Here is a 12106-nt window from a genome sequence, read left to right on the forward strand (position 1 = left end):
GCATATGACACTCTATGCAGCTTTAGGGGCAGTGGAGCAGGGGTTGGTGTACGGCATCATGGTTATCGGCGTCTACTTGACCTTTCGTATTCTTGATTTTCCAGACCTGACTGTGGATGGAAGCCTGCCATTGGGAGCTGCCATCTCAGCGGTGGCCATCACCGGCGGTATCAACCCGTATCTTTCCCTGGTCTTGGCCATGGGTGGCGGATTTTGCGCCGGGGTCGCTACGGCGGTGCTTAATACCAAGTTTAAAATTCTCCACCTTCTTGCCTCCATTTTGACCATGATCGCCTTGTATTCGATTAATATCCGGATAATGGGCGGTCCCAATATTGCGTTGCTCGGCACGCCCACGGTCTTTGATGCGGTAAGTGTTCTCGGTGTTCCGCCTTATCTGGCGGGTGTGGTTGTCTTTGCCCTGTTTGCGATCCTGGTGGCGGTTATTATTATCTGGTTTTTAAGTACCGAACTCGGGCAGGCCATCCTTGCCACCGGCGATAATCCGCAGATGATCACCAGTCTTGGGGTGAACACCCACACCATTATTATCCTCGGAGTTGGATTGTCCAATGCACTGGTCGCCTTGAGCGGTGCTCTAGTCGCCCAGAATCAGGGGGCCGCAGATGTGGGGATGGGCATTGGTACCATTATTGCCGGTCTTGCCTCGGTTATTATCGGTGAGACTGTTTTCGGTACGGCCAGCATAGCGCGGGCTTTTTTCGCCGCTCTTCTCGGATCTATACTCTACCGATTGGCCATTGCCCTTGCTCTGGGTGTTGAATTTGGCCATTTCTCTTTTAACCCCAGTGACCTGAACCTGATTACCGCCTTGCTTGTCGTCAGCGCTCTGATCATGCCTAATATTAAAAAGAGGTTGATGCAGCGATGATCACCCTGGACCATTGTCATAAATATTTCCATAAAGGCAGTGTCAACGAGGTGTATGCACTCAATGATATCTGCCTTCAAATCAGGGAAGGGGATTTCATCACGGTCATCGGTTCCAATGGGGCAGGGAAGTCCACCCTGTTGAACTGCATTGCCGGTTCCTTTTTTCCGGATAGCGGTACTATCACCATTAATAACCATGACGTCACCAAGTGGCCGGAGTACAAGCGGGCCAGGTTTATTGCCAGGGTCTTTCAGGACCCGTTGCTTGGCACCTGTCCCTCTGCAACCATTGAGCAGAACCTGGCCCTTGCCATAAAACGCGGTAAAAGGCGGGGACTTGGCAAAGGGGTGAAAAACAGCGAGCGGGACATTTTTCGTGAGAAGCTTGGCCACCTGCACCTGGGCCTTGAAGAGCGCCTGCTTGATCGGGTTGGGTTGTTGTCCGGAGGCCAACGGCAGGCATTGACCATGCTCATGGCAACCATGATAAAACCTGAGGTGCTTTTACTTGATGAACATATTGCAGCACTTGATCCGAAAACCGCCAACCAGATCCTCGGTTTGACCAGCGATATTGTCGGCGAGCAACACCTGACCACGATGATGATCACCCATAACATGAAGCATGCCATTGCCTTTGGCAACCGCTTGATCATGCTCCACCAGGGCCGGATTATCCTTGATGTAGATGGAACTGAAAAAAGTAAATTAACGGTGGATGACCTGTTGCAGCGATTTTACACTGTACAGGGTGAGGAACTTTCCATGGACTCAATGCTGCTTACTTGAGGGAAACCTCCGTAATGATTACTCTTCATGGTAGTGAAGCATCACTGGTCAAGTAGATGGTGCAGGCAAAAAAACATTGTAAGCGTTTACCTGGGACCATTGTATAAAGAAAATACTCGGAGTGTAACCATCAACGGTCTTAACGTAATCGGATCAGCCCGGATTTCTCATCAGTTACGATAGGGTGGATGAGCTATCCAGGTGCATACAATTATACAATTGAAAAAGTAACTCATAGGACAAAGGAGGCTGAAATGAAATATTATTCCCTGCCTAACAACGATTCCATACCCGGTCTGGGACTGGGAACCTGGAAATCGAGCACCGGCGAGGTGTACCAGGCTGTTACGGAAGCACTTACCATCGGTTACCGTCATTTTGACTGCGCACCAGCGTATGAAAACGAAAATGAAGTGGGCAAAGCCCTGCAGGATGGGATGCGCAACAGCAAGATCAGCAGGGAGGAGATATGGGTCACCTCAAAACTATGGAATAATGCTCATCAGAGTGCTCAAGTCCTACCGGCTTTGGAAAAGACGCTTGGTGATCTGCGCCTTGAGTATCTTGACCTGTACCTGATCCATTGGCCGGTTATTTTTGCAGGCGAGGTCTTTTTTCCGCGCAGTGGTGAAGATTTTATTGCCCTGGAAAGCGTACCCACTCAGGAGACCTGGCAGGCCCTTGAGGCATGCGTGGACAAAGGCTTGGTCAAACATATCGGGGTGTGCAATTTCAGCATTACCAAGCTGCGGGCATTGCAACAGAATGCGACTATACAGCCGGTTATGAACCAGATAGAACTGCATCCTTTTCTCCAGCAGGAGAAGATGGTGGAGTACTGTCGGGAAAATAATGTTTTATTGACGGCTTACTCCCCCCTTGGGTCGGGTGATAGGCCTGTGGGATTGAAAAAAGATAATGAACCCAGCCTGCTTGAGCATCCGGTTATTGCCACTATTGCAGACAAACATAAGGCAACGGCAGGGCAGGTGTTGCTTGCCTGGGCATTGCAACGTGATACGGTGGTTATTCCAAAATCAGTCAATCCGCAACGCCTGCGGGATAATTTTGCGGCAGCTGATATCAAGCTCGATAACGATGATATGGCAAAGATAAAGGGGCTGGACAAGCATTATCGCTATGTTGATGGTTCTTTCTGGCAGGCTCCCGGCTCGCCCTACACGCTGGAGAATCTTTGGGACGGAGAGGTTTGACCATGGGAAAGGAGTCTGAAGTCGCTTCCTGTGCACACGGAATCGTTTATTTTTCACCTGCCGGATCGACCCGGCAAGTGGCGATTACCATTGAAGAACGGTTAAAAGAACTTGGCCGGTCAGTAACGGTTTTTGATCTTTCCCTTGGTGTGGACGAGGTACGTGCTGCAATCATTGATTTTTGTTCCCAATCCGGTCCATGCTGTGTTTGGGTAGGCTCACCTGTCTACTGCGACCATGCTGTCCCCCTAGTGGAGGCGCTACTTGGCCAGCTTCCCACGGTGTCAGAGCGATACAGTGTTCCCTTTGTTACCTGGGGGGGCGTCACCAGTGGTCTGGCTTTGGCGGAGATGGGAGAAATATTGGAGCAGCAGGGCTACCATCTCCTCGGGGCAGCAAAGGTAATTGCCCAGCATTCATCCATGTGGGGGGCAGAGCAGCCGCTGGCACAGGGGCACCCGCAAAAACAGGACCTGGATAAGGTCAACTTGCTCGTGGAGCAGGTGGTGAACAAGCTTGAACAACCTGTAAATGAGTCTCTTGCTCTTGAGGTGCTGGACTATCTGTCACCAGCGCTACGGGCAGATGCTGCCGGCAAAAATCTTGCCGCTGCCAAGGCATCCCGTCCGCCCTTGGCTGCAAATCCTGATACATGTACCGCCTGCGGCACCTGCGAAGAGTGTTGTCCTGTCCAGGCGATCACTATAGATAACGTACCGATTATAGGCGATTCATGCGTGTTGTGTATGCAGTGTGTCCAGCAGTGTCCGGAACAGGCTTTTCCTTATGACCATGTCGCAACCGCAAGCTTCGTAGAAGCAATGGCTGCGGCCAGTGATGAGGAAAAAGAGACAGCAATCTTTGTTTAAAAGCAGAGGAAGGATACCAGGGGACGTCCGGTTAACCAGGAGGGAGAAATTCGGGCAACCCGGATTTCTCATCAATAAAGTTTTTCGCAGGGCAAGGCACAAATCACGTAGCTGTAGTAAGCTACCGCTAGTGTTTTGTAACGTAGATCCTGCGGAAAAATCTATTGACCCGAAGGGGGAACTTTTTGATTGAAAACGAAAAACAGTCCGCTAATTGTATAATCACTCTTTAGTAAATAATATCAATTAATTGAGTTTGAAATCAAAAAGTTCATGAGAAATTCGGGCTAACGCTCTAACACCTGAACCACGGTGACCGAGTCTATAAGCCAGTCTCCTTCCTCTTTATTCATGGTCAGGGCTATTTCGTTCACTTCAACAGCCTGTTCTTCCCCTACTACTCCTGAGAGGTGCAAGGTCAAGGCAATAGCTGCTTGGCTTGAATTTTCTACCGCAATCGTGATGTCATACATGGCAATGGTAATCTGATGACTGCGATTACGAATCATAAATACACTATCTGTGATATCCTTGCGATGATAGGACCCTCGATGCCCATACTCTTCCAGGTGCAGAGTGCATTGTTCGCTAAAGAGCTTGCCGATTCCGGCAGCCTTGGTGAGCGCTTCAATTCCCTGCTCAGGGCCGTTTTTTTCACTCAGTTCTACCAGCGTATCAAGCCGGCTGCGTATCCGGCGGGTGTCGCTGGTAAGATATAACCAGGCTGACACAGCTGCAGCTGCAAGGACGAGTGCAATGAGGATATGATATTTTTTCACCAGATTACCTTGCCGATTATTCGTTTGGCGTCGATTTGCCCAAAACGATGTTGATCCATATCAACGCTGCGATTATCCCCCACCACATAAAAAGTGTTTGCCGATACTTTTCGAGGCGCAAGATTCCAGGTGGAGGGAAACATATGCTGGGGCTCCTCCATTTGTTTACCGTTGATATACAAGACTCCCTGTTGAAAGGAGACGGTTTCACCGGGTAGACCGATGATCCGTTTAAGGAGCAACACCCTGTTACCGGCAAAGCGGAAGGTGACTATATCAAAACGCTTGGGAGGATGGTACAGATAACTCAACCTCCAGCAAAAATGAAAACTGCCATCACTGATGGTCGGCTCCATGCTCATACCCTGGACATGTACCGGAATAAGGATATAGCGAAAGATAATAAGACTCAGCAGGGCTACCCCCAGAATTCGGTAGCGTGTTGCTCGGGTCAATTGTGGCAGGAAAAATTGTCGTATCAATGGGTGGGCCTTGGTGTGTATGGGGGCGCATATTTTATACATCCCCAGTATAGCCCTTGCTGGAAAATGATGCAAAAAGAGGCTGTTTCTTTATAAGGAAAATGAAAAAATCATGATCAAGCTACACCATTTCAATGGATACGGAATAACCATTCCTCATTTTTCAGCATCTGCCGGACAGGGCTGGTGCATTATAGGCAGTAACGACTCCGGAGTTGACCGGTTTTGTGATGTTATCGGCCGGCGGCCCGATGATAGCTGCTTTGATGAGTGTGTCATCCCGGAAACAGCAGGCATTTTCACTTTCAACAGGCAGCAGGCTCTTTTTGAAGAGGAGTTGCGCAAGGATGATACCGACTTTATGGACAGGCTTGATCCGGGAACTCCTGCGGCCGCCTTTTTATCAGATATCGACCAGCACTCAGACCTGATTGAAGCATGTAATATGACCGATTCGCTCCATAAGGGATACCGCCAACTGAGCTCTGGCCAGTCTCGCAAATTGTGCCTGCTGCGTGAAATAACCCGTGGGGTTATCTGTTTGGTTGTGCAGAACCCCTATGAAGGGGTTGATCCGCAGAGCTGTCGCGACCTGAACACTATGTTTCTTGCTTTACGGGAAAAGGGTGTATTGCTGATTATGACCTTAAACAATACCGGGGATATTCCGTTGTGGTGCACCCATGTCGGTGCCTTCACCAATGGAACCCTTTCCATCCAGGGGCCTAGGGAAGAGGTGCTGCCGCAGGTAGAACAACTGGTTGCCTCTGCATTACCTGCCATAGAGGTTTCTCCTGCAGAAATGGAAGGGGAACGACTCCACCACAACACCTTGCAGGAAAAGGTCCCTTTGGTACAGCTCTGTAATGGGTTTGCCGGGTACGGCGACCAGACCGTTTTCAGCGGCCTGGATCTCTGTATAAGTGAAGGGCAGCATACTCTGATAACCGGACCAAACGGGAGTGGTAAGTCGACCCTGGTCCAACTTATCACCGGGGATCATCCCCTTTGTTATAGCAATGATCTAAAGATGTTCGGTATCCAGCGAGGAAGCGGAGAGTCAATTTGGGATATAAAGCGTAATCTGGGCGTGGTCAGCCCGGATTTGCACCGTAATCACTACATTCCCGGATCCAGTCAACAGGTTGTGCTTTCAGGGTTGTTTGATTCCATAGGCTTGTACCAGAAGCCTGACAAAGCGCAACAACAACTTGCCTTAAAATGGCTCCATCGCCTTGGGATGGAGGAGAAAGCGCGGCAGCCGTTTAGACGATTGACCTATGCCCAGCAACGGCTGCTGCTAATTGGCCGAGCATTGATAAAGGTGCCGCAGCTGCTCCTGCTTGATGAACCTACCCAGGGGCTTGATCAGGCCAACAGAGCAGCTCTTCTTGATCTGTTGGAAGGCGTAGCCGCTGAACAGCTCTGTACCATCCTCTATGTGAGTCACAGGGAAGATGAGTATCGCACATTTTTTCAACAGCATCTGGTGATGGGGCGGTAGATACGTGTCGAACAACTCGACTGTAGTTGTATGCGTCTGAAATGAATATTTTTTTCGGAAAAAGAGTAAAGAACTCATACATAGCGAACCCGCAATCCTGTACTATCTACACCTTATTGAGCTGAGAAAATGACCCTTGAAACCATATCGCCCCGATCCCTGTAATGTTTGTCTAAAAAAGGTATAACTCAATGGAATTGTTGCCATACAAAGCAAGTGACAACGAAGAAATAAAACAACTGTTCACAAAGGTGTTTTCAGATTCTGAAGGAGAGGCGGAAGGCAGAGTAATCGGAAATTTAACTGCAGACATAATGACCGGTACCGATACACAAGACCTTTATGGATTTGTTGCCACTGAAAATAAACAGATCATCGGCAGTATCTTTTTTACAAGATTGCGTTTTCAAAATAGAGTTAACAACGCTTTTCTTCTGGCTCCTGTCGCCATACATACACGCTACCAAGGCAAAGGCATTGGCCGAAGGTTGATTAACTTTGGTCTTGATCGCTTAAAAGAAAACGGAGTGGAAATAGTATTTACCTATGGTGATCCTCATTTTTACTCGAAAGTCGGTTTTACTCCAATTAGCGAAAAAGTAGTAAAAGCCCCCTTTGCACTGACACAGCCGGAAGGATGGCTTGGTCAATCATTGGTTAGTCAGGAAATTAAACCTATTGCAGGTAATGCATATTGCGTAGAAGCATTTAATAAACCTGAATATTGGTAGAAGGCCTTGTAGCACTAAGGCCTTCTACCGACTTATTTCACGTTTACCGTTAGTTGCACAGCCAAACTCACCAGGCACAGGATATGCTCGACAAAAAGGTATGCCTGCTACCCAATGTTGCAAGTTTTTCTCGATGCGAAAATGGCTGCCTTGAGCCTTGAGCCTTGAGCCTTGAATTCGTACCAGGCAAGCCTGGTACGAACTGTCAGTGCCTACTCAACGATTAAAGGTTGCGAAGAGCAGCAATTCGGTCCTCAATTGGTGGATGACTCCTGAAAAGACCAGCTACCAGCCCCTTGGAGGGCCAAATACCGAAAGCCGCCACCTGATCAGGGAGATGGGAAGGGAGCTGGTTAGCCTGCAGCCTTTGCAGTGCGTTCACCATTTTTTCTTTGCCACAGAGATAGGCAGCGCCTTTGTCAGCGACAAATTCTCTCCTCCGAGAGAACCACATGACTATAATGGAGGCAAAGAGTCCCAATACAATTTCCAGTACTATGGTTACTGCCATGTATCCCATGAAACCAAGACCTTCTCCATCCTCGTCGCTTAAAAAGTTATTGATAATGTTGGCGGCAAGGCGCGAGAGAAGGATCACGAAAGTGTTCAACACACCTTGTATCAGTGTGAGAGTAACCATATCACCACAAGCCACATGGGTGATCTCATGAGCAAGAACTGCCTCTATCTCATCCTGTGGCATGTTTTGCAGCAACCCGGAAGAAACAGCGATAAGGGCATTGTTTTTCTTCATTCCCGTTGCAAAAGCATTCATATCAGGTGAATCGTATATTGCAATCTCAGGCATTCCTATTTCAGCTTCATTTGCCATCCGAGCGACGGTATCATGTAACCAGCGCTCGGTTGGATTGCTTGGATTCACTATAACGTGAGCACCGGTTGATTTTTTGGCAATCCATTTGGAGAGAGCCAGAGAAATAAAGGACCCGCCCATGCCGAAGAGGGCCGCAATTAACAGCAATCCGGATGTACTTCTGGAATCAATCCCGAAAATACTCATTACGATGCCGAGTAAAACCAGAATTGCCAGGTTAGTGGCTAAAAAAAGAATAATTCGTAACATTTACCACCTCAATATTTTTGCTTAATTATCAATTAATCGACTCGTAAAGATTGAGCAATTTTTTCTTCAAATCAAGGCATTGTCGAAAAAATAAGCACAGCCATATACTTAATATTGCGAGCATTATTTTTTCGGCAATAACGCCGAGTTGAGGGAAAAGGGTCAGTCCGATAAATTCCTAGCCCGGATTTCTCATCAGTTCAGGCGGCGTCAGGTTCAAAGTTTTTGGCAATGAATTATAGTAGCCTATATTCATTGCCAAAATACTGAAGAAAATGATGCTGGATGGACTGACCTTTGGTGAACATTGTGAAAAAATACCAAATCTATTTGAATTTACATAAAATACAGAAATTATGTGTAATTTGTTAAATTGACACAATGTTCATGAGAAATTCGGGCTAGGTCTATTATCCCCTTTGAGCTGCAACCTGCCTCTCAAGTTCCACGACAAGCTCAGAGGGAAGCCGTAGGCGTGCCGCCAGCATGCCGAGGTAGCCTTTTTCCGCCGGAGTGTCGACGTCCACGGCCAGCAGCGATGCCGCGTAGATTTCTGCTGCGATCTCCGGACTGGTTGCGCTGTTGACGATGGCGTCCATATCAACAGGGTGTCCCATCTCTTCGACCAGCAGGGCCTGACTTTCGTTGTCCAGGTCCAATGATTGGATCTTCTGGAAAATGGACTGACTTTCCTGCGCATCAAGGCGCCCATCCGAACGTGCAGCTGCAATCATTGCTCGCACTAGTGTAAGTCCCAGTGCTTCATTGGCCACATCATCATTTTCCTCCGGCATGAACGCCGTACCTGGCGGAGCTGCAATCAGATCTGCTGGGGAGGCGGGCTGAGTTGATGTGGTATTCTTACTGGTGTAGCGCTGGTATGCAGAGTATGCAAGAGCACCCACTGCAGCAACTCCGCCCACCTTGAGTGCTTTTTTACCCAGCTTACGTCCTTTCTTGCCGGTTAGCATGCTGCCGGCAACTCCTCCTGCCAATCCTCCTGCAAATCCACCAGCTGCGCCGCTGCCGAGCAGTTGACCTAGGAGCTTGTTCATATCAACCATCGTAATAGGTTCCTTTTAGATTTGAAATTACGCTTTATTTTGGCCTTGTAGATATCAAAAAACATAGCTTGAGAAAAATGTCATCAAACCAAAATCCGAAATATTTTGTGCAATATGAAGGACCATTAAATTCTACGGTTCGTTACGTATATTGAATCCATCAATAATCAAAATATAGAGTCAAAAATAAATAGAACAAATAGATAAAAACAGTACATTGTATCGATAATAACGAAACATGTTCGCTTGCAGCAAAGCTGCATAAATCAACCCTGGATAGACTACAAGATTATGGAATGGCTCAACTATCATCATTTGTTCTACTTCTGGACTGTAATGCAGGAAGGGAGCATCACCGCAGCAAGCACCAAGCTCAGCTTAGCTCAGTCAACGGTGAGCGCTCAATTATCAAGGTTTGAAGAGAATTTAGGGGAAAAACTGTTCAGGCGGGTAGGTCGAAATATCGAACCCACAGACATGGGGCACCTTGTCTATCGGTATGCAGATGAAATATTTTCGCTGGGTCGAGAAATGATGGACTCTGTGCGCGGTCGGCCGGTTGCCGGCCCCTTATCGCTGAAAGTCGGCATTGTTGATGTGATTCCAAAACTTGTGGCCCGAAAACTACTTGAACCAACAGGGAAATTGCCTGAAAAAGTACGTCTCATTTGCCACGAGGGAAAAGATGAACAGTTACTTGCCGAATTGGCCCTACATAATCTCCATGTGGTTTTGACCGATACTCCACTACGATCAAGTTTAAGTATCAAGGCCTACAATCATCTTCTGGGTGAGTGTGGTATTTCTTTTTTTGGGATCGAAAAAATTGCCAAACCGCTACAGATCAATTTCCCTTATTCTTTAGACGAAGCGCCCATGCTCATGCCCATGCCCATGAGCTCATCAAGGGGCATGGTTGATCAGTGGTTCGAAAGCATTGGGGTCCACCCTGTGATCGTTGGCGAGTTCGATGATAATGCGTTGGTTAACGTGTTTGGTCAAGCTGGTGAAGGTGTTTTCATGGCTCCAACAGTTATCGAGAAAGAAATTGAACAACAGTTTCAAGTCCGGTTGATTGGACGTACAAATAAAATAAGGGAGAAGTTTTATGCTATTTCAGTGGAGCGGATTATCAGGCATCCTGCAGTAGCCGCGATCTCTGAGGCTGCGCAGCAGAAACTCTTTTTTGAATGTAAGTAAGCAGGGGTGCAAAATGACAAAAGCCCTGCAGGGATTGCGCGAATACAACCAACACAGCCGCAAAAGTATATAAGCGAAATGAGCCAAGCAAAGAGCTGACCCTTCCATGTAATCACGGATAACCAACGATGAACTGAAGCAGATTCTGGACGAAAGAAAGGGTGGGGGCGGAAATTGTGGCAAATATGGACGACAGGCATAGAATTCATACTATCCTATACTATGCTGACATTCTTTCAGGAGGAATAAGATGATCGGTGCAATTGCTGGAGATATAATCGGTTCTGTCTACGAAGCAATGCCTATCAAGTCCAAGGATTTTCCACTTTTTCAAAAGGCCAGTGTCTTTACGGATGATACCGTCCTTACGGTGGCGGTGGCCTCGGCTATTCTTAAGAAGTGTGAATATGCCTCATCTTTGAAACTCTTTGGACGGAAATATCCGAATGCAGGGTATGGTGGAGCTTTCTTCCGGTGGTTGTTTTCTCCCAACAGTGAACCCTACAACAGTTGGGGGAACGGCTCGGCAATGAGAGTAAGTCCTGTTGGTTTTGCATTCGACACAGTTGAAAAAGTGTTAGCTGAAGCTCAAAAAAGCGCGGAGGTTACCCATAATCACCCTGAGGGAATCAAGGGTGCTCAGGCAACAGCGTTGGCAATCTTGTTGGCCCGCATGGGAGCAAGTAAAGCAGAAATCAAGCAAGAGATCTCCAGGTATTTTTCCTATGATCTTACTCGAGACCTTGATGCAATACGGCCTCAATACTCTTTTGACATTTCCTGTCAAGGCTCTGTGCCTGCATCAATTATTGCCTTTTTAAGCTCTACTGACTATGAGGATGCGATTAGAAATGCGATCTCTCTGGGAGGTGATAGCGATACAATGGCTTGCATTGCCGGCGGAATAGCACAGGCTTATTATAAGAAGATTCCAGAGGAGATTGTCCACCAAGTCAGGCAAAGGCTGCCCCAATCTTTTTGGGAAATTATTTCTGAGTTTAATAGGAAGTTTGGTTTGCAATAAGTGAGGGAAGAGATTGCTCATTCTGCCCCCCTTTTATTGCAATTGAGGATATCTAAGAATGCCTTAGCGTAAATTTACGCACGAATGTCCGTGGCACCCTTTGCATCAAAACAGCGGCTACTGATTCATTCTTGGGGGCCAGGTTTATAGGAGATATCTGGACTTTTGGAAATCAGAAATTCACAGGAACAATGTAAAGTATCAATGTAGCTAGTGTCTGTCCATAAATGGCATTTTTTTCAAAGGCGGTCGCTGCCAGTCGTACCAGCGAACACAATCGATTCATGGGACAAGCAAACTCTTGCTGTCCTTTTTAGCTTGTCATATGCAAATTCCTTCAAAAACCGAAATCAAGGCGCACCTATCCAGTTTGTTTAGAGACATACCGCCAAACAACTGGCTGTTAAGCTAGTTGTTGACGCGCTATGGTAAGCAGGTTGGCTGAGACTATCGACGCCCACACATAACTCTT

At 47.4% G+C, this 12106-nt stretch carries 12 protein-coding genes; 8 read left to right on the forward strand and 4 right to left on the reverse strand.

What is annotated here, in order from left to right; translation table 11 throughout:
- Nucleotides 1-4: 4 nt before the first annotated feature.
- The 4 genes from JWH17_RS19760 to JWH17_RS19775 all read left to right on the forward strand — a co-directional run bounded on the left by JWH17_RS19760 (nucleotide 5) and on the right by JWH17_RS19775 (nucleotide 3766).
- Nucleotides 5-892 carry an ABC transporter permease gene (locus JWH17_RS19760; protein WP_205224411.1) on the forward strand — a complete coding sequence of 296 codons (888 nt, stop codon included), beginning with the start codon at nucleotides 5-7 and terminating at the stop codon, nucleotides 890-892.
- A complete protein-coding gene (locus JWH17_RS19765) occupies nucleotides 889-1683 on the forward strand; it encodes an ABC transporter ATP-binding protein (RefSeq protein WP_205224412.1) in 795 nt (264 codons plus the stop codon). Before JWH17_RS19760 ends, JWH17_RS19765 begins: the two co-directional genes overlap by 4 nt.
- A 254-nt stretch (nucleotides 1684-1937) precedes the next feature.
- The gene (locus tag JWH17_RS19770) at nucleotides 1938-2897 is read left to right on the forward strand and encodes an aldo/keto reductase (RefSeq protein WP_205224413.1); all 960 of its coding nucleotides are present in this window, start codon (nucleotides 1938-1940) and stop codon (nucleotides 2895-2897) included.
- 2 nt (nucleotides 2898-2899) lie between these two features.
- Complete coding sequence (locus tag JWH17_RS19775) at nucleotides 2900-3766, forward strand: EFR1 family ferrodoxin (protein WP_205224414.1); 867 nt, start codon at nucleotides 2900-2902, stop codon at nucleotides 3764-3766.
- Nucleotides 3767-4053: 287 nt separating this feature from the next.
- On the opposite strand, the gene JWH17_RS19780 is transcribed toward JWH17_RS19775, so the two are convergent.
- Together JWH17_RS19780 and lepB are read right to left on the reverse strand one after the other, a co-directional pair.
- On the reverse strand, nucleotides 4054-4545 hold the full coding sequence (locus JWH17_RS19780; protein ID WP_205224415.1) for a hypothetical protein: 492 nt from the start codon (nucleotides 4543-4545) through the stop codon (nucleotides 4054-4056).
- Nucleotides 4542-5069, reverse strand: coding sequence for a signal peptidase I (gene lepB / locus JWH17_RS19785; RefSeq protein ID WP_205224416.1), 528 nt, complete (start codon nucleotides 5067-5069; stop codon nucleotides 4542-4544). The genes JWH17_RS19780 and lepB overlap by 4 nt, the downstream gene beginning before the upstream one ends.
- A 70-nt stretch (nucleotides 5070-5139) precedes the next feature.
- Between lepB and JWH17_RS19790 the strand changes: the two genes are divergently transcribed.
- Together JWH17_RS19790 and JWH17_RS19795 are read left to right on the forward strand one after the other, a co-directional pair.
- Entirely contained in the window at nucleotides 5140-6531 is a 1392-nt protein-coding gene (locus JWH17_RS19790) for an ATP-binding cassette domain-containing protein (RefSeq protein WP_205224417.1), read from the forward strand.
- Between the two features lie 191 nt (nucleotides 6532-6722).
- Nucleotides 6723-7262, forward strand: a complete 540-nt coding sequence (locus tag JWH17_RS19795) for a GNAT family N-acetyltransferase (protein ID WP_205224418.1) — start codon at nucleotides 6723-6725, stop codon at nucleotides 7260-7262.
- A gap of 223 nt (nucleotides 7263-7485) precedes the next feature.
- On the opposite strand, the gene htpX is transcribed toward JWH17_RS19795, so the two are convergent.
- On the reverse strand, nucleotides 7486-8346 hold the full coding sequence (gene htpX, locus JWH17_RS19800) for a protease HtpX (RefSeq protein WP_205224421.1): 861 nt from the start codon (nucleotides 8344-8346) through the stop codon (nucleotides 7486-7488).
- Nucleotides 8347-8756: 410 nt separating this feature from the next.
- A complete protein-coding gene (locus JWH17_RS19805; protein WP_205224422.1) occupies nucleotides 8757-9401 on the reverse strand; it encodes a tellurite resistance TerB family protein in 645 nt (214 codons plus the stop codon).
- Nucleotides 9402-9701: 300 nt separating this feature from the next.
- On the opposite strand from JWH17_RS19805, the gene nhaR reads away from it, so the two are divergent.
- Together nhaR and JWH17_RS19815 are read left to right on the forward strand one after the other, a co-directional pair.
- Nucleotides 9702-10610, forward strand: coding sequence for a transcriptional activator NhaR (nhaR, locus tag JWH17_RS19810; RefSeq protein WP_205224423.1), 909 nt, complete (start codon nucleotides 9702-9704; stop codon nucleotides 10608-10610).
- A 250-nt stretch (nucleotides 10611-10860) separates the two neighbouring features.
- On the forward strand, nucleotides 10861-11634 hold the full coding sequence (locus JWH17_RS19815) for an ADP-ribosylglycohydrolase family protein (protein WP_205224424.1): 774 nt from the start codon (nucleotides 10861-10863) through the stop codon (nucleotides 11632-11634).
- Nucleotides 11635-12106 lie beyond the last annotated feature (472 nt).

It is taken from the genome of Desulfogranum marinum (genome assembly GCF_016918565.1).
Classification (GTDB): Bacteria; Desulfobacterota; Desulfobulbia; order Desulfobulbales; family Desulfobulbaceae; genus Desulfogranum; species Desulfogranum marinum.